We start from the raw sequence: 19,100 nt of genomic DNA, 5'->3' as shown, positions 1-19,100 counted from the left end.
GGTGACGGGGGTTACACGGGGGATGGGCTACGTTCTGCCCGGATGGGCCGATGAGATTCTGGACTTCATCGGAATCAACTGGCCGAACGTCGACGAGGACGACTACCGCGAAATGGCCGACGCCATGCGGGACTTCGCCGACAAGTTCGAGGGCCATGGCGCCGATGCGCACAAGGCGGTGTCGCGCATCCTGTCCTCCTCGCAGGGGTGGGCCGTCGATGCGATGGAGAAACACTGGTCCCACGTCAAGGCGGGGCATCTGGAGAAGGTCCCGGAGATAGCCCGGCTGTTCGCGGATGCGTGCGACGTGGTCGCGGACGTCATCTTCGGGATGAAGACCAAGGCCGAGATCGAACTCGGGGCGATGGCAGCCTCGTTGGGCATCTCGGTGGGACTTGCCTTCGTCACCGGTGGTCTGTCGGCGGTGATCGGGGCGGCCGAGACCGCGGCGATACGGCAGGCGGTCAAGCGGATCATCGACGAGGCCGTCGACCGGATCGTGGACGAGCTGATGGCACGGGTGACCGCGCCCGTCACGGCGAAGCTCGAGTCCATGGTCGAAGACATGGTCTTCGACCTGGTGGAGGGAGCCTTCCAGCTGCCCCCCGCTCCGGGCGACGGACAGTCGGGCGGCTCGGGCGCCTCGGGCGGCTCGGGTGGTTCGGGCGCCTCGGGCGGCAAGCACGGCGGAGCGATGCACCTGGCCTCCGCCGGTGGCGGAGGCGGCGACGGGATGCAGTTGGCCTCCGCCGGCGGCTCGGGCAAGCGGACCGTCATCGACCACATCGAGTTCGAGGACGGCGCCGGCAAGGTCTCCGCCCACGGCGGGGAACTGCATCTGTCCGGCACGGGCTCGCTGTCGAAGGCGAAGGGTGCCTTCGGCCGCACCCGCGGCAGGGACCCCTTCACCCAGGCGTTCGACTCCGTCCTCGAAGGCGCTCTGAAGGGCTCCGAGAAAGCCCTGGGCAAGATCGCCAAGCATGTCACCGAGACCATCCCGGACCGGGTGAAGGCCACCTCCCGCCTGCACAAGGGCAACGACCTCGACGTCCGCGACCGGGTCAACGCCATCACCGGCGGCAAGAAGGGCGGTGACGGCGGGGCCCGGCGAAGGATTCCCCAGTCGCTGCGTACGACTCTGGACAGCGCCCGTGAGAAGGCCGTGGCCCTGACGCAGCGCCGCTGCAAGACCGACCCGGTCGACGTGGCGAGCGGCGAGATGGTGCTGTCCCAGACGGACCTGGCCCTGCCGGGTGTTCTCCCGCTGGTGCTGCGGCGCACCCACATATCCGGCTACCGCTACGGCCACTGCTTCGGGACGAGCTGGGCCTCCACGCTCGACGAGCGCCTGGAGATGACGGGCAGCGGAGCGATCTGGGCGCGCGAGGACGGATCCCTGCTCCAGTACCCGCACCTGCCGCGCGAGGCGGGCGAAGAGGTGATGCCCCTGGAAGGCGAGCGCATCCCCCTCACGTACGTCGACCGATCGGCCCTCGGCGAGGTCACGTACGCCACGTTCGACGTCCGCTCCGGCCTGACCCGGCGGTTCACCGGCAACCCGTACACCTCCGGCAGTCTGTACTGGCTGGAGGACCTCGAGGACCGCAACGGCAACGCCATACAGATCGCACGCGACGACGAGGGCATCCCCTCGACGCTCCTGCACGAGGGCGGCTACCGAGTGAGCGTCGCCCGGGACGCCGGCCTCGGTCGGGTCACGGCCCTCGACCTGGAGACCCCCGAAGGCCCGGTCCGGGTCGCCTCGTTCGCCTACGACGAGAGGCACGACCTGGTGGGAGCGTCGGGCGCGCGTGGGGTGCCTCTGCGGTTCACCTACGACGACGAGCACCGCGTCACCTCGTGGACCGACCGCAACGGCCACACCTACGGCTACGGGTACGACGCGGCCGGCCGGGTCGTGGAGACGACCGGCCCCGACGGTGCGCTCTCCTCGCGCTTCGCCTACGACACCGCCGCCCGCGAGACCCGCTTCACCGACTCCACCGGCGCGGTCACCGTCACCCGCTTCAACCAGCTCGGCCAGACGATCGGCGAGACCGACCCGCTCGGCAACACCGTGCGCTTCGAGTGGGACCGCTACGACAACCTGCTGTCACGCACCGACGAGTTGGGGCACACCTCCCGGTTCACGTACGACGACGCGGGCAACCTCACGACCGTGCACTACCCGGACGGGCGGCAGGCCTCGACCACATACAACGCGCTGCATCTGCCGGAGACGATGACCGGCCCGGACGGCACCGTTTGGCGGCAGACCTTCGACGAGCGGGGCAACCGCACCGGGATGGTCGCGCCGGACGGCACCTCGACCACGTTCACCTACGACGCGACGGGCGCCCCGGTCACGGTCACGTTCCCGGCCGGCGAGACGGAGACGCGCACCAACGACCAGGCGGGTCTGGTCCTTTCGGTCTCCGACGGGCACGGTGCCACGTACACGGTGCGCCGCGACGCGTTCGGACGGCCCTGCGAGTCCGTCGACCCCGCCGGATCAGTGACCCGTCTGGAGTGGACGGCGGACGGCTGGCTCACCCGGCGCACCGCACCCGACGGGGCGAGCGAGCGGTGGACGTACGACGAGGAGGGAAACTGTCTCACCCACACCGGCCCGCTGGGCGGTGTGACCCGTTTCGAGTACACGTGGTTCGACCTGCTGGCCGCCCGTACGGGCAAGGACGGGGCCCGCTACGAGTTCACGTACGACACCGAACTGCGGATCAGCGGCGTGCTCAACCCGCAGGGGAGGACGTGGAGTTACCGGTACGGCCCGTCCGGCCTGACCGACTCCGAGACCGACTTCGACGGGCGCACCACGCGCTACGAGTACGACGCCGCCGGCCGCCTCGTCGCCCGGACGACCCCGCTCGGGCAGCGCATCGCCTTCACGTTCGACGCGGTGGGCAACGTGCTGGAGAAGGACGCCGACGGCGTGCTCACCCGCTACACGTACGACAGCGACGACCGGCTCGTCGCGGCCGTCTCGCCGACCTCCTCGCTCGTCCTGGAACGCGACGCCATGGGGCGGCTGACCGCGGAGACGGTCGACGGCCGCAGCATGCGCTACGGCTACGACCCGCACGGCGAACTGGTCTCGCGCACGACACCGACCGGCGCCGCCACCTCGTACGCGTACGACGCCGCGGGCAACCGGGTGCGCGTCGACTGCGCCGGTCACGCGCTCGGGTTCGCCCACGACGAGCTGGGGCGCGAGACACGGCGCACGCTGGGCCCCGCGCACGCGCCGGTGACGCTCGACTCGCAGTGGGACACGATCGGCCGCCTTTCGGCCCGGTCGCTGAGCACGCCGGGCGGCATCGTTCGGGACCGCTCCTACGGCTACCGCGCCGACGGCTTCCTGACGCGTCTCACGGACCGGCAGGCCGGAGTGGACTGGCAGTTCGAGCTCGACGTGGCGGGCCGCCCGCTCGGCGTCACCGCCGGCGACTGGTCGGAGCGCTACGCCTACGACGCCACCGGGAACCAGACCGACGCCCACTGGCCCGACCAGGCCCGGCACACCGAGAGCCGTGGCGAGCGGACCTACGACGGAAGCCGGCTGCTCGGCGCGGACGGCGTGCGCTACGAGTACGACGACGCCGGACGGGTCGTGCTGCGCCAGAAGCGGCGTCTGTCCCGCAAGCCCGACACCTGGCGCTACACCTGGGACGCCGAGGACCGCCTGGTCTCCTGCACCACCCCCGACGGCACCGTGTGGCGCTACACCTACGACGCGCTGGGCCGCCGCACCGCCAAGCACCGCATGAGTGCCGACGGGCACGGCGTGGCGGCCACGGTCCGCTTCGCATGGGACGGCACCCAGCTGGCCGAGGAGACCGACACGGCCACGGGTGTCACGCTGACCTGGGAATACGAGGGCCTGCAGCCGATGGCCCAACTGGAACGCAGACTGCCGCCCGACGCCGAACAGCGCGAGGTGGACAGCCGGTTCTTCGCCATCGTCACCGACGTCATCGGCACCCCGACCGAACTCGTCGACGAACAGGGCGACATCGCCTGGTACAAGCGTTCCACGGTCTGGGGCATCACCACCCGCAACCGGGACGCCCGGGCCCATACGCCGCTGCGCTTCCCCGGCCAGTACGCGGACCCGGAGACGGGCCTGCACTACAACCTGAACCGGCACTACGACCCCGAGACGGCCCGCTATGTGTCGTCGGACCCGCTGGGACTGGTGCCCGCGCCCAACGCCGCCGCGTACGTCGTCAACCCCTTCACGTGGATGGACCCCGAGGGTCTGGTCGCCAAGGGGTGCACGCAGATCGGCGGCTGGTACGGCGGACTGCTGCCCTCGAACCGGCAGGCGGACGGGAAGCGGTATCCGCAGCCGATGGAGGTCAACCACATCCCGGCCAAGTCGGCGTACAAGGACGTCATCGAGCCCGGGTTCTACATCGCGAACAAGCCCCACAAGAAGCAGAAGGTCAACAACGGTCCGGCCATTCGCATGGAGCAGGCGGACCACGAGCAGCTCTACAGCACGGGGTACTCGCACGAGTCCCAGGCGTGGCAGCAGTGGCAGCGCGAGCTGATCAATCAGGGCCGCATCACCGAAGCCATGCGCATGGACATCGACGACATCAAGCGGCGATTCCCCGACAAGTACGATCAGCACATCAAGGACATGGTGGCCAGCCTGAAGCACAACAAGCCCCTCCAGGCGATGCTCAAGAAACGAGGATGGAGCATCGACGAGAACGCCCTGCTGGCGTGAGGGTCCGGGGCACGTAATCGAGGGAGTGAGTATGGAACTGGAACTGCTGCCGCATGTCGGCGTCGCGCGTTTCCGGCTCGGCATGTCGGTCGAGGAAGCGCGCGGCGCGTTGGACGAGTGGGGGCTTTTCCGGGTCGTCGCGAGTGACGCGGAGCCGGGACAGATCACGCTCACGCACGACGCGTCCCGGCTGGGCGTCGTGCTCGGGTTCACCAAGGGCGCGCTGAGCGGTGTGGAGCTGTTCCGGTTCCAGAACGAGGACGCCGACGTGCGGGTGCTGCTCGACGGGCTCGACGTCTTCCGCACGCCGAGCGAGGACCTCTTCGAACAGCTCGCGGAACGGGGCCACACCGTCGAGGAGAACGACCTGGGCTTCGACGCCCTGCCGGAGCTGAAGGTGATCCTCGCGAACCAGAGCAGCTACGAGTACCCGATGGACGAAGAGGGCGACCCGATCTACTACGACTACGTCCTGGTCGCCAACCAGATCTGAGCGGCGGGCAGCCGAGGACCGCGGCCGAGCGTGTCAGGGGCGGACACCCCTGGTCAGGCGCCGGTCCGAGGCGTTAGCGTCCCCGCATGGCAGGCCCTACCGACCTCGCGTTCGACCCCTGGGACCCCGCGTTCCTCGCCGACCCGTACCCGGCCTACGCCGAGCTGCGCGCCCGCGGCCGGGTGATCCGGTACGAGCCGACCGACCAGTGGCTGGTCCCGCACCACGCCGACGTCTCGGCGCTGCTGCGGGACCGGCGCCTCGGCCGGACGTACCAGCACAGGTTCACGCACGAGGACTTCGGGCGTACCGCACCCCCGCCGGAGCACGAGCCGTTCCACACGCTCAACGACCACGGCATGCTCGACCTCGAACCGCCGGACCACACCCGCATCCGGCGGCTGGTGTCGAAGGCGTTCACCCCGCGCACGGTCGAGCAGCTGAAGCCGTACGTGGCGAACCTCGCCGGCGTGCTGGTGGACCGGCTGGTCGCGGCGGGCGGCGGAGATCTGCTCACGGACGTCGCCGAGCCGCTCCCCGTGGCCGTCATCGCCGAGATGCTGGGCATCCCGGAGTCCGACCGGGCCCCGCTGCGCCCCTGGTCGGCGGACATCTGCGGGATGTACGAGCTGAACCCGTCGAAGGAGACGGCAGCGCGGGCCGTCCAGGCATCGACCGAGTTCTCGGACTACCTCCGCGAGCTGATCGCCGAGCGCCGCAAGGAGCCGGGTGACGACCTGATCTCCGGGCTCATCGCCGCGCACGACGAGGGTGACCGCCTGACCGAGCAGGAGATGATCTCCACGGCCGTGCTGCTGCTGAACGCGGGGCACGAGGCGACCGTCAACGCCACGGTGAACGGCTGGCACGCCCTCTTCCGCAACCCCTCTCAGCTGGCCGCCCTCCGCGCCGACCACTCCCTGATCCCCTCGGCGATCGAGGAGCTGATGCGCTACGACACCCCGCTCCAGCTCTTCGAGCGCTGGGTCCTGGACGACATCGAGATCGACGGCACGACGATCCCCAGGGGTTCGGAGATCGCCATGCTCTTCGGCTCCGCCAACCACGACCCCGAGGTCTTCCAGAACCCCGAGAACCTCGACCTCACCCGCAGGGACAACCCCCACATCTCCTTCAGCGCAGGCATCCACTACTGCATCGGCGCCCCCCTGGCCCGCATCGAGCTGGCGGCTTCGATGACTGCGCTGCTGGAGAAGGCCCCCACCCTGACCCCGGCCGCAGAGCCCCAGCGCAAGCCGAACTTCGTGATCCGGGGGTTGGAGGGGCTGGACGTACTGATCGCCTGACCGCCGGGACGGCTGGGTTCACGAGGTCAGGTCACGCCTGCGCAGCCCCGCCAGCCCCGCTCCCACGAGCGCCACCGCGAGCCCCGTCAGGACCAGCACCGGCTCCCACTCCATCCCCCCACCCGGCAGCTTGGGCAGGTGGCCGAACGGGGACAGGTCCAGCACGATCCGGGGGGCGTTCAGGGCCGGGCCCACCCAGCCGATCAGGAGGGTCGCCACGGCGATGCCCCAGGCGGCCGGGGCCAGGCGCGGGGCCAGGCCGTAGAGCAGGAGGGTCAGCGCGCCGATCACCCAGACCGCCGGGAGCTGGACCAGGCAGGCGCCCAGAACCGGTCCGATCTCCTTGCCGTAGCCCACCGCGAAGCCCAGGCCTGCCAGGAGCATGATCAGGGCCGAGCCGGCGAAGGCGATCGTCAGGTGGCTCGCGGCCCAGCGGAGGCGGCCGACCGCGCAGGCCAGTACCGGTTCGGCGCGGCCGGAGGTCTCCTCGCCGTGCAGGCGCAGGACCGACCCGACGACGTAGAGCGCCGCGATCAGGCCCAGCATGCCGACCATCGACGCCAGGAACGCGTCCGTGAGACCGCTCTGGCCGCCCATCCGCTCGAAGATCTGCCGGGCCCGTTCGTTGTCGCGGACCAGGTCGGCCGCGCCGTCCGTGAGACCGCCGTAGACGACCCCGGCGAGGAAGAAGCCGAGGGACCAGCCGAGGACGCTGCCGCGTTGCAGGCGCCAGGCCAGGGCGGCTGCTGTGCCGAGGCGGCCCGTGGGCGGGCCCGGGAGGGTGGGCAGGAAGCTCATGCCGACGTCGCGGCGGCCCGCCAGCTCGTAGGCGATCAGGGCCTGCACGGCCACCGCCGCCGCGAACAGCAGCAGCACCCACCAGCGTTCGGCGGCGAAGGAGCGCTGGTTCTCCAGCCAGCCCAGGGGGGACAGCCAGGTCAGGAGGGAGGAGCCGTCGTTCGTTGTCGAGTCGCCGGCCGCGCGCAGGACGAAGGCCGCGCCGAGGACCGCCGCCGTCAGGCCGCGGGCGAGGCGCGCGCTCTGGGTCAGCTGGGCGACGATCGCCGTCGTCGTGGCGAAGACCATGCCGACCCCGGCGAGACCGAGGCCGAAGGACAGTGCGCCCGTGGCTCCCTGCGCGGACAGGCCCGCCGTGATCAGCAGGGCCAGTACGGCGTTGGCGGTCGCCGCCGCCAGCAGGGCCGCGGTGAGGGAGGCCCGGCGGCCCACCATCCCGGACGCCACCAGTTCCTGGCGGCCGCTCTCCTCCTCGTCCCGGGTGTGCCGCACGACGATCAGCAGGCTCATCGTGGCCGCGAGCGCGGCGGCGTACACGCCCACGCGCCAGGCCGTCAGCGCGCCGAGCGAGGTGTCGAAGACCGGGCCGATCAGGGCGCGGAACGAGGCGTTGGTCTGCAACTGGCTCACCAGGTCGGCGCGTTCGGCCGCGGTGCCGTACAGGGTCTTCAGGGTGTTCGGCATGGAGAGGACCATCAGCGCGTTCACCGCGATCCACACCGGGATCAGCAAGCGGTCGCGGCGCAGCGAGAAACGCAGCAGCACTCCCGTTCCCGTGAAGGTCGTCATCGCGCCGCCGCCTCGTCGAGATCCTGGTAGTGGCGCAGGAACAGCTCCTCAAGCGTCGGCGGGGTCGAGGTCAGGGACCGTACGCCCGACTCGCTCAACTGGCGCAGGACCGCGTCCAGATGGTCGGTCTCCACCTGGAGGTGGACCCGGTGGCCCTGGACGTCCAGGTCGTGGACGCCGGGCAGGTGCGCCAACCCGTTGGGCGGGCCCGCGAGTTCGGCGCTCACGCTCGTCCTCGTCAGGTGGCGCAGGTCGGCCAGGGAGCCGGCCTCCACGGTCCGGCCCCTGCGGATGATGCTGACGCGGTCGCACAGCTCCTCGACCTCGCTGAGGATGTGGGAGGACAGCAGGATCGTCCGGCCGCGGTCCCGCTCCTCCTCCACGCAGCGCTGGAAGACCTCCTCCATCAGCGGGTCCAGGCCCGAGGTCGGCTCGTCGAGGATCAGCAGGTCCACGTCCGAGGCGAAGGCGGCGACCAGGGCGACCTTCTGCCGGTTGCCCTTGGAGTAGGTGCGGCCCTTCTTGGTGGGGTCCAGCTCGAAGCGGTCGATCAGGTCCGCGCGACGCCGCGCGTCCAGCCCCCCGCGCAGCCTGCCGTACAGGTCGATGACCTCGCCGCCGGAGAGATTGCGCCACAGGGTCACGTCGCCGGGGACGTAGGCGATCCGGCGGTGCACCTCGACCGCGTCCTTCCACGGGTCGCGGCCCAGCACCTGCGCCGCGCCCGAGTCCGCGCGCAGCAGGCCGAGCAGGACCCGGATGGTGGTCGACTTGCCGGAACCGTTGGGGCCGAGGAAGCCGTGGACCTCGCCGGTCTCGACATCGAGGTCGAGACCGTCCAGCGCATGGGTACGGCCGAAGGACTTGTGGAGTCCGGAGACCGTGATTGCCTTGGTCATGCCTCCGAACGTACGCTTACTTCAGAAATTTGTGAAGTTAAGGAACTGCATGAACCCCGGATAGGGTGAGGGGCATGACGGAGCCGAGTACTGAGCGGGACCCGGAGTCGGTCTCGAGGTTCGTGGAGCACTTCGCGGCGCAGCTGGTCGAGGCCGGCATGCCGCGCATGCCCTCCCGGGTCTTCGCCGCGCTGCTCGCCTCCGACACCGGCACCCTGACCTCGGCCGAGCTGGGCGAACAGCTGAGGATCAGCCCCGCGGCCGTCTCCGGTGCCGTGCGCTACCTCGCCCAGGTGCACATGGTGTCCCGCGAGCGGGAGCCCGGCTCGCGCCGGGAGCGGTACCGGGTGCACAGCGACCAGTGGTACGAGGCGCTCACCAACCGCGAGGCGATCATCAAGCGCTGGGAGGACGCCCTCAGGGACGGCGTGGCCGGCCTGGGCCCCGACACACCGGCCGGGCGCAGGCTGGCCGAGACGCTCGCCTTCTTCGAGTTCATCGAGCGGGACGTCGCCGAGATGATGGAACGCTGGCGGGCGTACCGCGAGGAGAGGTTCGGGAGCTGAGGCCGGGGTCACCGCAACTCCCCTGGGGTGCGGGGCAGTGTCCGGCATGCGGCTGCCGCCGCGTGGGCGCGACCGGCCGCGACGGCGCCGCAGCCGGCCAACGACACACCGCGGCACCGCCGGCGGAGCGTTACCGCTCCTTCGTCTCCTCCAGCACCGTCCGCCCCAGCAGCGCGTACCGCTCGGGCGAGCGCCGCTTGAGGTACTGCGCGTAGCCGATCCCCGCCGCCGCGATCAGCGCGACCAGCCACGGTGTCGCCTTCAGGACCATCGAGCCGGACTCCGAGCCGGCCGCCGCGCCCATGTTGGACACCAGCAGCGCGACCACCGCGAGCATCGCGATCCCGCCGATCAGCGGGGCGGCGGTGGTCCGGAACCAGTGCCGGCTCTCCGGGTGGTGGCCGCGGAAGTAGACCAGCACCGCGAACGAGCACACGGCCTGGACGACGAGGATCGCCATGGTGCCGAGGATGGCGAGCAGCACGTACGTGCCGCTGTACGGGTCCTTGCCCGCGGCCCAGAACGCGCCCACCAGCAGCCCGCTCACCACCGTCTGCACCAGGCCCGCGATGTGCGGGGAGCCGTGCCGGGCGTGGGTGCGGCCGACGGTGTTCTTCAGGGACGGCAGGACACCCTCGCGGCCCAGCGCGTACATGTAGCGGGCGGCGCAGTTGTGGAAGGCCATGCCGCAGGCCAGCGAGCCGGTGATCATCAGCCACTGCATGACGTCGACCGCCCAGTGGCCGACGTAGCGCTCGGTGGGGTTGAAGAAGAGGCCCATCGGGTCCTTGGTCGCCACCTCCACGGCGCTTCCCGCGCCGGTGCCCGAGATGGCCATCCAGGAGACGAAGACGTAGAAGACGCCGACGCCCAGAACGCTGATCATCGTCGCCTTGGGGATGATCTTCTTCGGGTCGCGGGACTCCTCGCCGTACATCGCCGTCGACTCGAAGCCGACCCAGGACCAGAAGGCGAAGAAGAGCCCGAGCCCGGCGGACGTGCCCTTGAAGGCGTTGACCGGGTTGACCGGCGCGAAGGTGAAGCCGTGCGGCCCGCCGCCGTGGAAGGCGACCGAGACGGCCATCGCGGCCAGCACGGTCACCTCGGTCGCCAGCAGCACCACCAGCAGCTTCTCGGCGACGCTCACGCCGAACCAGGTGCCGGTGGCGTTGATCGCCAGCATCAGGATCGCGAAGGTCCACCACGGGACGTCGAGCCCCGACTGGTCCTTGAGGGTGGTCGTGGCGAAGGTGGAGAAGATCCCGATCAGCGCGGGCTCGAAGACGACGTACGCGAAGGTCGCGAGGAGTCCCGAGGCGAGGCCGATGGTGCGGCCGAGGCCGTAGGAGATGAAGCCGTAGAAGGCTCCCGTGGACGTGATGTGCTTCGCCATGGATGTGAAACCCACGGAAAAGATTGCCAGGACGACCATTGCGACGAGATAGCTTGCGGGCGCCCCGATGCCGTTGCCGGCGGACACCATGAAGGGCACGTTGCCGGTCATCGCGGTGATCGGCGCGGCCGTGGCGACGGCCATGAACACCACACCGAGCAGGCCGACTGCGTTGGGTTTCAGCCGATGAACCACTCCGTCGTCGTCCGTCTTCGCCGCCGGGGCGACGCCCTCGTCCACTGCCATCGGGTGGCCCCTCTCCTGATCGCCACGCGCGGACGCACCACGCCTTGATGGAGCAGGATGGTGGAGGGAGAACCGGTCCCTCAAGGGGTCGGCACGGTTAAATATTTGTCACCAGACCTTTAGAGCCGGTCCGGGGAGCCCGCAGGAGGGCATCGGCGGGCGGGCCCGGGGGCCACCCATGGGCGGGCGCGAGGGTGAGCGACGGGCGGGCTCGGGGTCAGTGATGGGCGGGCTCGGGGTCAGTGATGGGCGGGCTCGGGGTCAGTGATGGGCGGGGTCGGGGGTCAGTGATCGGTAGGCAGCGTCAGCGCCCAGGCCGCCTCGCGCACGGTCCACGTCCGGCGTCGTACGGGCCCCGAGACCTGCGCGTCGGCCCGGTAGCGGAAGTCCGACCCGATCACCGTCACCGCGCGGCCACGGGCCCGCAGCGGCGTCGCCTCGGCGCCCACCGACAGCGGCCGGACCTCCACCTCGGCCATCCCGCGGGAACCCGGCGTCACCGACACCGCCTCCACGGGCTGGTCCAGGTCCACGAGCGTCTCGCCGTCCAGCTCGACCCGGAGCCGGGAGGGGCCCGGGGCCGGAACGCCCGCCAGGCGGGTCGGGCGCGGGGCCAGGGTGCGCACCAGGGAGCGGTACGTCGTCCGCAGCCAGGGACGCCCGGAGGGGACGCCCACCGGCTCGGTGGAGGCCGAGGCCCGCACCGGCGCCGACGGGATGCCCAGCGCGCCCAGGACGACCCCGTCGCTGTCGTCCACGAGCAGGTCCAGGCGCCGCTCCGCGCCGTCCAGCACGGCCCGCGCGGCCGCGACCGCACCGGCGGGCACGCCGAGGGACTCCGCCAGGGCGGCACCCCCGACCGGGACCATCGACAGTGCACATCCGGCCAGCTCGCGATGGCGGTGCAGCAGGGTCACCGCGCGGACCAACGCCCGGTCGTCGCCGACCACGACCGGGCGCCGGGACCCTCGCCGGCCGAGCGCCCGGGCGAATTCCTCGGGGCTGTCCGGCAGGCACACCTTGGTGGTCGCACCCGCGCTGAGCACGTCTTTCGCGATCCGGACGGACTCCCCGTCCGTCTGCCGTGCCGCCGGATCGATGATCACCAGCAGCTGATCGGACGTCGCGAAGGTCGCCACCTCGGTCCTGCCTCGCTTCCTCGGGTAGCATCTTTGTGCAAGAGCCCCTTGCGCTATTGCGCCAGGGGCTTCGTCTATTCCGGGGCATCCGGTCCGACGGTTGTGCGACCAAAGGCGGTCGCGGTGGTACGCGGCGGTGAACCTTACGCCCCTGCCCCCGACCTTGGACATGCCCCGCCCGGAAGGGGTGTACGCGCGTGCCCGCACTTGTGCTGCTCGGTGCTCAGTGGGGTGACGAAGGCAAGGGGAAGGCCACCGACCTGCTCGGTGGCTCGGTGGACTATGTAGTGCGCTACCAGGGCGGCAACAACGCCGGCCACACGGTGGTCGTCGGCGACCAGAAGTATGCACTCCACCTCCTCCCTTCCGGAATCCTCTCTCCCGGTTGTACGCCGGTCATCGGTAACGGTGTCGTCGTCGACCCGTCGGTCCTGCTCTCCGAGCTGAGCGGTCTGAACGAGCGTGGCGTCGACACGTCCAAGCTCCTGATCAGCGGTAACGCGCACATCATCACGCCGTACAACGTGACCGTCGACAAGGTGACGGAACGCTTCCTCGGCAAGCGCAAGATCGGTACGACCGGCCGCGGCATCGGCCCGACCTACGCCGACAAGATCAACCGCGTCGGCATCCGGGTCCAGGACCTGTACGACGAGTCGATCCTGCAGCAGAAGGTCGAGGCGGCCCTCGACGTCAAGAACCAGCTGCTCACCAAGCTGTACAACCGGCGGGTCATCTCCGCCGACCAGGTGGTCGAGGAGCTGCTGGGCTACGCCGAGCAGATCAAGCCGTACGTCACCGACACCGTGCTGGTCCTCAACCAGGCGCTGGAGGAGAACAAGGTCGTCCTGTTCGAGGGCGGTCAGGGCACCCTGCTCGACATCGACCACGGCACGTACCCCTTCGTCACCTCCTCGAACCCGACCGCGGGCGGTGCCTGCACCGGCGCCGGCGTGGGCCCGACGAAGATCAGCCGTGTGATCGGCATCCTCAAGGCCTACACGACCCGTGTCGGCGCCGGTCCCTTCCCGACCGAGCTGTTCGACAAGGACGGCGAGGCGCTGCGCCGCATCGGTGGCGAGCGGGGCGTGACGACCGGCCGTGACCGCCGCTGCGGCTGGTTCGACGCGGTCATCGCCCGCTACGCGACCCGCGTGAACGGCCTGACCGACTTCTTCCTCACCAAGCTGGACGTCCTGACCGGCTGGGAGGAGATCCCGGTCTGCGTGGCGTACGAGATCGACGGCAAGCGCGTCGAGGAGCTCCCGTACTCGCAGACCGACTTCCACCACGCGAAGCCGGTCTACGAGACCCTGCCGGGCTGGTCCGAGGACATCACCAAGGCGAAGTCCTTCTCCGACCTCCCGAAGAACGCCCAGAACTACGTCAAGGCGCTGGAGGAGATGTCCGGCGCCCCGATCTCCGCGATCGGCGTGGGCCCGGGCCGGGACGAGACGATCGAGATCAACTCGTTCCTGTAGACCGCGGGCACGGACCGCCACAGGACCGCCCGCCGATCCGCCCTCAGGCGTGATCGGCGGGCGGTCCCGCGTTCTGCGCGATGCAATCGGAGTATGAGCATCCACCGGAAGGTACGGTGCCGGGGGCCGTACGGCGGTGAAGGTGACCAGGCTGCCGGTACGGACTGCTCCGATCCCGCCGTTTTCGAGGTCGCCCGCCAGGGCCTGCCGGCGCTCCTGGTGTGCCCGATCCACCTCGGGCCCTCGCTGCTGGTGGCGAGCAGGATCCTGTGGCCGCCGGAGATCCGGCTCATCGGCCGCCCCTGACCGCTCTCTACATTGATCCATTCAGATTATATTTCGTGATTTATCGGCGACGCGCGGTAGGACTCCTCTCGCAAAGAACGGCTTCCTCGATCCATTCGAGGAACCTGGCAGACAAGAGGAAGAAAATATGCGACGCATCGCGCTCGGACTCGTCTCGGCTGCGTGCACCACCGTGCTGGTCGCCACGCCGGCACTCGCCCAGAACCCGCACTTCCTGTTCGCAAACAACTCGGTGAACAGCAACGGGACCCTCTCGACCTCGTTCAAGGAGGTCGGCCTGGGTACCGGTACGACCAGCGTCAGGATCACGCTCACGGCGAGCGCGACCGCTGTCTACCAGTGCTTCAACAACGGCGGCAAGCACCCCAAGGCCGGAAACAAGGAGACCCTGCAGAGCGACGTGATCGCCTCCGGCAACTTCCCTGTGCGCAACGGGCAGACCACCGGGACCTTGACGGTGGGTCCGCTCGGCCCGGGTGACTTCAAGTGCCCGGCGGGGCAGAAGCTGTTCCTGGAGAGCGTGTCCTACTCCAACACCCGCGTCAGCGATGCGGCCGGCAACTCGCTGGGGGCCACGCCCGACCCGATCTCGCGGACGCTCCACATCCAGGTCTGACGGCTGCGACAACAGCCCGTCGACCACCACGTGCAGGGGCACGAGGAAGCGCCCCTGCACGTGGTGCGTGCCGCGGTGTGTGTCAGGTGCGTCACCCGTACGGCGGGCCCGGCGTGTGGCCGGTTGCTGCGGCTGGAAGCCTAGGATCCGTCACCGGGGAGGGGAAATGTCCGCCTTGACGGGTTGAGGGTCGATCCCCTCCATGACCGAAGGAGCCGGGATGTCGCACCGCGTCGGCAGGACCCATTGGCGACGCTTCGCGGTGGTCCTGGTGCCCGGCGTCGCGGCCTGCGCGGCCCTCGGCATCGTCATGGGAGAGGGGGCACTGGCAGCGTCGTTCCTCATTTCCGGCAAGAGGTTCCAGGTCACCGCGGACACGCTGGTCTCTCGCGGACTCAGCAGCTACGGCATGGTGGACGTGACCAAGCAGGGCGAGCTGGTGCCGGTCCAGGTCGTCGGATCCCGGCGCGCGACGATCAGCGGACTGTGCCAGTCCGTACTGATCGACGTCCCGGTGCTGGGCCCGCAGACCCTGAAGATCACCGGCGGGAACGAACGCCCGGTCCAGGCGTCGAACCTGTTCCTCGACACGACGTTCCAGTCGGCCGGGCAGGCGGATTTCCGGAACTTCGACATGGGTGTCGCGCAGGGGGAGATCACCAAGGGGCCGGTCAATCCGGGCGACAGGGACTCGCGCTTCTTCGACCCCAGCGGCTTCGGGCAGCAGGCCACGTCGGTCACCCTGACCGACGTGCGCGTGACCGCGGTCGCGCTCACCGCCGGTACGTTCAACGTCCCCGGCCTGCGCGTGCGGATCGAGCAGGGCCACCACGAATGCTCCTGACCCCTGGGCGGGGCGAATCCTCCGTACGCCCCCGCATCCGTGCGACAGCGGCGCACGCCCGCCGCAGGTTCCGCGCCTGGCGTGGTGAACGCCCCTTCTGGGCCGGGCTCTTCACCCTGGCGGCGGGGCTGCCCATCCTGTACTGGCCGTACGTGAACCTGGACATGGGCTCCCTTCCGCTGGCCATGTCGACCACCCCCGGTGCCGGGTCCCTGATCATCGGAGTCCTGCTCATCACCCTGGGGCTCAGCCTCTGGTACCAACCCCACCTTCGCCTGTTCGCCGGGGTCGCCACCCTCCTGCTCGCCCTCGCCTCCTTCCCCGTCGCGAACCTCGGCGGCCTCTTCCTCGGCGTGTTCACCGGCCTGATCGGCGGCTCCCTGGCCTGTTCCTGGATTCCGCCCGTCGCCGACGAACCCCCGGCAGCGGAGCCGAACCACGCGTCCACGGCCGTTCCGGCAGGAGACGACCGAGGCGACAACTGACCCATCCTTGACCTGGACATGGCCTGTTCCTGGTTCCCGCCACTGGCGGGCACGAGCACGATCTACGCGGGTAGCCCCCGCACGGTACGCCCCTCTGCTCGCGTCAACTCCAGCCTCTCGGGAGCCTGTCATGCCCGCCCAGCCCCTCAACCGCCGCACCTTCCTGCAGAAGTCGGCCGTCACCGGCGCCGCCGTCGCCGCCGCGGGTGCGGTCGGCACCGGCACCGCCGAGGCCGCGGAAGCCGGTCACCGGCCCGAAAAGACGCCGCTCACCTGGTCGTTCTCCATTCTGGGCACCACCGACCTGCACAGCCACGTCTTCGACTGGGACTACTACAAGGACGCCGCCTACACCGACAAGGCGGGCAACTCCGTGGGTGTGGCCCGGGTGGCCACCCTGATCAAGCAGCAGCGGGAGGCGAAGGGCGAGCACCGCACCCTCCTGGTCGACGCCGGTGACATCATCCAGGGCACCTCCCTGGCCTACTACTTCGCCCGGGTCGACCCGATCACCGGGACCGACGGCAAGCGCGGCCCCAAGCACCCGATGGCCGTGGCCATGAACCACATGCGCTACGACGCCGCCGCCCTCGGCAACCACGAGTTCAACTACGGCATCGACACGCTGCGCAAGTTCGAGAGCCAGTGTCACTTCCCGCTGCTCGGCGCCAACGCGCTGGACGCGAAGACGCTGCGCCCCGCCTTCCAGCCGTACACCGTGAAGCGGATCTGTGTGCCGGGCGCCCCGGACATCAAGGTCGGCATCCTGGGCCTCACCAACCCCGGTATCGCGCTGTGGGACAAGGACAACGTCAGCGGCAAGATGGTCTTCCCGGGCCTGGTCGAGCAGGCGAAGAAGTACGTGCCGCGGATGCGCGCGCTCGGCTGTGACGTGGTGTTCCTGACGGACCACTCGGGCCTGGACGGCTCCTCGTCCTGGGGCGACTCGCTCCCGTACGTCGAGAACGCCTCGAACCTGGTGGCCGAGCAGGTGCCGGGCATCGACGCGATCCTGGTGGGCCACACGCACGTCGAGGTGCCCTCGTACACGGTGAAGAACGCGGAGACCGGCGAGGAGGTCCTCCTCTCCGAGCCGTACTGCTGGGGCTACCGCCTGAGCGTCTTCGACTTCGAACTCGAACTCCACCACGGCCGGTGGAAGGTGACGAGCAAGACGGCGCAGACCCTCAACCCCAAGGACGTGGACGAGGACCCGGAGATCAAGAAGCTCCTGGAGGCCGACCACGAGCTGGTCGTGAAGTACGTGAACACGGCGGTCGGCACCTGCACGCAGGACCTCTCCGCGGCGGAGTCCTGCTGGAAGGACGTGCCGATCATGGACTTCATCCACAAGGTCCAGATGGAGACGGTGAAGGCCGGGCTCTCGGCGTCGGACGCGGCGCTCCCGCTGATCTCGGTCGCCGCGCCCTTCAGCCGCACGGCCGACATCCCCCAGGGCAACGTCACCATCAAGGACATCGCCGGGCTCTACATCTACGACAACACCCTGTACGGCAAGAAGCTGACGGGTGCCCAGCTCAAGGAGTACCTGGAGTTCGGGGCGAAGTACTACTACCAGGTCCCGGCCGGCACGAAGGTCGACACCGCGACCCTCACCAACGCCAACAAGTTCTGGGACTACATGTACGACACGGCGGCGGGCGTCGACTACGAGATCGACATCGCGCAGGCCGAGGGCTCCCGGATCAAGAACCTCACCTACAACGGAGCCCCGGTCGCCGACGACCAGGTCTTCGTCGTCGCGGTCAACAACTACCGGGCGAACGGCGGTTCGGGCTACCCGCACATCGCCTCGGCACCGATCGCCTACAGCTCCACCAACGAGATCCGTCAGCTGATGATCGACTACGTGACGGCGAAGAAGGCGCTCGACCCGGCCGACTTCGCGGTCACCAACTGGAAGCTGACGCAGGCCGGAACGCCGGTGTTCTGAGGAAGCCCGCCCAGGCCTCCGGCGAGACAGTGAGCTGGGGGCCGTCCGGGTTCTTGGAGTCCCGGACGTGGATGGTGTGGGGGCAGGGGGCTATTTCGATACAGTTGCCGCCGCCGCCGTCGCTGTAGCTGGACTTGAACCACCGAAGGGCGCCGGTGTCGGTCATTGTGTCTCCCCTGCCAACCGTTCGATGAGGTTCATCGAGTCGTCGGGACTCATGGCCTGTGCGCGGATCTTCGCATACCGGTGGGCGAGTTGGGACACGTCTGGCGGGTCGCTGATCAGGATGCCCTGGTCCTCGATCTCCATGTAGACGACGTGTTCGTGGTCCTTGGTCACGACGAGCTTCATAGCGCCTCGGTCGCCCGCGTACGTGCCTCGCAGCCCTCGGTCCAGCGGAAGCACTTGCAGGCAGACATTGTCCCTCTGCCCATCCTCGATGAGCGAGCGCAGCTGCCCCCGGAGCACCTCCCATGAGCCGAACGGACGCCTCAGCACGCTCTCTTCGAGGATCAGCTCGATCATCGGGGCCGGATCCCGATCGAAGAGGGCCCTGCGGAGCAGCCGTGCCTCGACCAGCTCCTCGCGCTTCTGCTCGGAGACCGAGGGGTAGCTGCCTCCGATCAACGCCCGTGCGTAGTCCTCCGTCTGAAAGAGACCATCGACCACCAGCGTCTCGTACGAGCTGATCGTGAACGCCCCGGCCTCCATCTCCGAGAAACCCCGGAACCGAGCCGGGTACTTCTCCAGCAGCATCCACCTGCGGGCCTCCTGGAACACCCCCAGTCCAGCCCCGATCTGTTCCTCCAGCCCGGCCAGCATCTTGTCGCTCGCGGGCTGCGCACACGTCTCCATGGCGCTGATGGCGGACGCGGTGTAGCCGATCTTCTTGCCCAGCTCCTCCTGCGTCAGCCCCTGCTGGTCCCGCAGGGCCTTCGCCAGAGCGGCGACAAGGTGTGCCGTACCGCCCGCCTCCACTTTGTTCTCGACCCGCGCCATTGCGGTCACCCCCGGACTCAACCGAACTCAAC

At 69.6% G+C, this 19,100-nt stretch carries 16 protein-coding genes; 10 read left to right on the top strand and 6 right to left on the bottom strand.

The genetic code is table 11. The annotated features are described in order from the left end of the window. Positions 1-22: 22 nt before the first annotated feature. The 3 genes from ACIF83_RS38095 (at position 23) to ACIF83_RS38085 (ending at position 6,553) form a co-directional block, all read left to right on the top strand. The gene (locus ACIF83_RS38095) at positions 23-4,753 is read left to right on the top strand and encodes an RHS repeat-associated core domain-containing protein (protein WP_393482850.1); all 4,731 of its coding nucleotides are present in this window, start codon (positions 23-25) and stop codon (positions 4,751-4,753) included. A 31-nt stretch (positions 4,754-4,784) separates the two neighbouring features. Then, positions 4,785-5,246: a hypothetical protein gene (locus ACIF83_RS38090; protein WP_393482847.1), complete on the top strand. Its 462-nt coding sequence runs from the start codon at positions 4,785-4,787 to the stop codon at positions 5,244-5,246. Between the two features lie 86 nt (positions 5,247-5,332). Then, positions 5,333-6,553, top strand: coding sequence for a cytochrome P450 (locus tag ACIF83_RS38085; protein WP_399734117.1), 1,221 nt, complete (start codon positions 5,333-5,335; stop codon positions 6,551-6,553). 18 nt (positions 6,554-6,571) lie between these two features. Here ACIF83_RS38085 and ACIF83_RS38080 read toward each other — a convergent pair whose 3' ends face one another. Beyond that, the gene (locus tag ACIF83_RS38080; RefSeq protein WP_393482842.1) at positions 6,572-8,140 is read right to left on the bottom strand and encodes an ABC transporter permease; all 1,569 of its coding nucleotides are present in this window, start codon (positions 8,138-8,140) and stop codon (positions 6,572-6,574) included. Continuing rightward, entirely contained in the window at positions 8,137-9,039 is a 903-nt protein-coding gene (locus tag ACIF83_RS38075) for an ATP-binding cassette domain-containing protein (RefSeq protein ID WP_399734114.1), read from the bottom strand. The genes ACIF83_RS38080 and ACIF83_RS38075 overlap by 4 nt, the downstream gene beginning before the upstream one ends. Before the next feature lie 74 nt (positions 9,040-9,113). On the opposite strand from ACIF83_RS38075, the gene ACIF83_RS38070 reads away from it, so the two are divergent. Continuing rightward, positions 9,114-9,605, top strand: coding sequence for a GbsR/MarR family transcriptional regulator (locus ACIF83_RS38070; RefSeq protein WP_393482836.1), 492 nt, complete (start codon positions 9,114-9,116; stop codon positions 9,603-9,605). Between the two features lie 130 nt (positions 9,606-9,735). Here ACIF83_RS38070 and ACIF83_RS38065 read toward each other — a convergent pair whose 3' ends face one another. Together ACIF83_RS38065 and ACIF83_RS38060 are read right to left on the bottom strand one after the other, a co-directional pair. After that, complete coding sequence (locus tag ACIF83_RS38065; RefSeq protein WP_399734110.1) at positions 9,736-11,244, bottom strand: APC family permease; 1,509 nt, start codon at positions 11,242-11,244, stop codon at positions 9,736-9,738. 284 nt (positions 11,245-11,528) lie between these two features. Continuing rightward, on the bottom strand, positions 11,529-12,383 hold the full coding sequence (locus ACIF83_RS38060) for a diacylglycerol kinase (RefSeq protein WP_399734107.1): 855 nt from the start codon (positions 12,381-12,383) through the stop codon (positions 11,529-11,531). A gap of 197 nt (positions 12,384-12,580) precedes the next feature. On the opposite strand from ACIF83_RS38060, the gene ACIF83_RS38055 reads away from it, so the two are divergent. The 6 genes from ACIF83_RS38055 to ACIF83_RS38030 all read left to right on the top strand — a co-directional run bounded on the left by ACIF83_RS38055 (position 12,581) and on the right by ACIF83_RS38030 (position 18,069). After that, complete coding sequence (locus tag ACIF83_RS38055) at positions 12,581-13,864, top strand: adenylosuccinate synthase (protein ID WP_393482827.1); 1,284 nt, start codon at positions 12,581-12,583, stop codon at positions 13,862-13,864. A 93-nt stretch (positions 13,865-13,957) separates the two neighbouring features. After that, the gene (locus ACIF83_RS38050; RefSeq protein WP_393482824.1) at positions 13,958-14,170 is read left to right on the top strand and encodes a hypothetical protein; all 213 of its coding nucleotides are present in this window, start codon (positions 13,958-13,960) and stop codon (positions 14,168-14,170) included. 127 nt (positions 14,171-14,297) lie between these two features. Continuing rightward, positions 14,298-14,786 carry a hypothetical protein gene (locus ACIF83_RS38045; RefSeq protein WP_393482822.1) on the top strand — a complete coding sequence of 163 codons (489 nt, stop codon included), beginning with the start codon at positions 14,298-14,300 and terminating at the stop codon, positions 14,784-14,786. Between the two features lie 220 nt (positions 14,787-15,006). Then, positions 15,007-15,630, top strand: a complete 624-nt coding sequence (locus tag ACIF83_RS38040) for a DUF6230 family protein (protein ID WP_393482820.1) — start codon at positions 15,007-15,009, stop codon at positions 15,628-15,630. Then, on the top strand, positions 15,621-16,115 hold the full coding sequence (locus ACIF83_RS38035) for a DUF6114 domain-containing protein (RefSeq protein ID WP_399734102.1): 495 nt from the start codon (positions 15,621-15,623) through the stop codon (positions 16,113-16,115). The genes ACIF83_RS38040 and ACIF83_RS38035 overlap by 10 nt, the downstream gene beginning before the upstream one ends. 130 nt (positions 16,116-16,245) lie before the next feature. Beyond that, the gene (locus ACIF83_RS38030; RefSeq protein ID WP_399734099.1) at positions 16,246-18,069 is read left to right on the top strand and encodes a bifunctional metallophosphatase/5'-nucleotidase; all 1,824 of its coding nucleotides are present in this window, start codon (positions 16,246-16,248) and stop codon (positions 18,067-18,069) included. Here the strand turns inward: ACIF83_RS38030 and ACIF83_RS38025 are convergent. Together ACIF83_RS38025 and ACIF83_RS38020 are read right to left on the bottom strand one after the other, a co-directional pair. Continuing rightward, positions 18,026-18,235, bottom strand: coding sequence for a DUF397 domain-containing protein (locus ACIF83_RS38025; protein WP_393482812.1), 210 nt, complete (start codon positions 18,233-18,235; stop codon positions 18,026-18,028). The two genes, ACIF83_RS38030 and ACIF83_RS38025, sit on opposite strands and share 44 nt — an antisense overlap. After that, the gene (locus tag ACIF83_RS38020) at positions 18,232-19,068 is read right to left on the bottom strand and encodes a helix-turn-helix transcriptional regulator (RefSeq protein ID WP_399734237.1); all 837 of its coding nucleotides are present in this window, start codon (positions 19,066-19,068) and stop codon (positions 18,232-18,234) included. The genes ACIF83_RS38025 and ACIF83_RS38020 overlap by 4 nt, the downstream gene beginning before the upstream one ends. Between the last annotated feature and the right edge of the window lie 32 nt (positions 19,069-19,100).

The sequence above is a fragment of the Streptomyces sp. NPDC085866 genome (assembly GCF_044541035.1).
Taxonomy (GTDB): Bacteria; Actinomycetota; Actinomycetes; order Streptomycetales; family Streptomycetaceae; genus Streptomyces.
Note: the sequence above shows the minus strand (reverse complement) of the source record. Positions and strands in the feature narration are given on the sequence as shown.

What these genes read in the sequence shown, in the direction of transcription:
- ACIF83_RS38095 (WP_393482850.1), top strand. Translation starts at nt 23, where the DNA reads ATGGGCTACGTTCTGCCCGGATGGGCCGATGAGATTCTGGACTTCATC.
- ACIF83_RS38090 (WP_393482847.1), top strand. Translation starts at nt 4,785, where the DNA reads ATGGAACTGGAACTGCTGCCGCATGTCGGCGTCGCGCGTTTCCGGCTC.
- ACIF83_RS38085 (WP_399734117.1), top strand. Translation starts at nt 5,333, where the DNA reads ATGGCAGGCCCTACCGACCTCGCGTTCGACCCCTGGGACCCCGCGTTC.
- ACIF83_RS38080 (WP_393482842.1), bottom strand. Translation starts at nt 8,140, where the DNA reads ATGACGACCTTCACGGGAACGGGAGTGCTGCTGCGTTTCTCGCTGCGC.
- ACIF83_RS38075 (WP_399734114.1), bottom strand. Translation starts at nt 9,039, where the DNA reads ATGACCAAGGCAATCACGGTCTCCGGACTCCACAAGTCCTTCGGCCGT.
- ACIF83_RS38070 (WP_393482836.1), top strand. Translation starts at nt 9,114, where the DNA reads ATGACGGAGCCGAGTACTGAGCGGGACCCGGAGTCGGTCTCGAGGTTC.
- ACIF83_RS38065 (WP_399734110.1), bottom strand. Translation starts at nt 11,244, where the DNA reads ATGGCAGTGGACGAGGGCGTCGCCCCGGCGGCGAAGACGGACGACGAC.
- ACIF83_RS38050 (WP_393482824.1), top strand. Translation starts at nt 13,958, where the DNA reads ATGAGCATCCACCGGAAGGTACGGTGCCGGGGGCCGTACGGCGGTGAA.
- ACIF83_RS38045 (WP_393482822.1), top strand. Translation starts at nt 14,298, where the DNA reads ATGCGACGCATCGCGCTCGGACTCGTCTCGGCTGCGTGCACCACCGTG.
- ACIF83_RS38040 (WP_393482820.1), top strand. Translation starts at nt 15,007, where the DNA reads ATGTCGCACCGCGTCGGCAGGACCCATTGGCGACGCTTCGCGGTGGTC.
- ACIF83_RS38035 (WP_399734102.1), top strand. Translation starts at nt 15,621, where the DNA reads ATGCTCCTGACCCCTGGGCGGGGCGAATCCTCCGTACGCCCCCGCATC.
- ACIF83_RS38030 (WP_399734099.1), top strand. Translation starts at nt 16,246, where the DNA reads ATGCCCGCCCAGCCCCTCAACCGCCGCACCTTCCTGCAGAAGTCGGCC.
- ACIF83_RS38025 (WP_393482812.1), bottom strand. Translation starts at nt 18,235, where the DNA reads ATGACCGACACCGGCGCCCTTCGGTGGTTCAAGTCCAGCTACAGCGAC.
- ACIF83_RS38020 (WP_399734237.1), bottom strand. Translation starts at nt 19,068, where the DNA reads ATGGCGCGGGTCGAGAACAAAGTGGAGGCGGGCGGTACGGCACACCTT.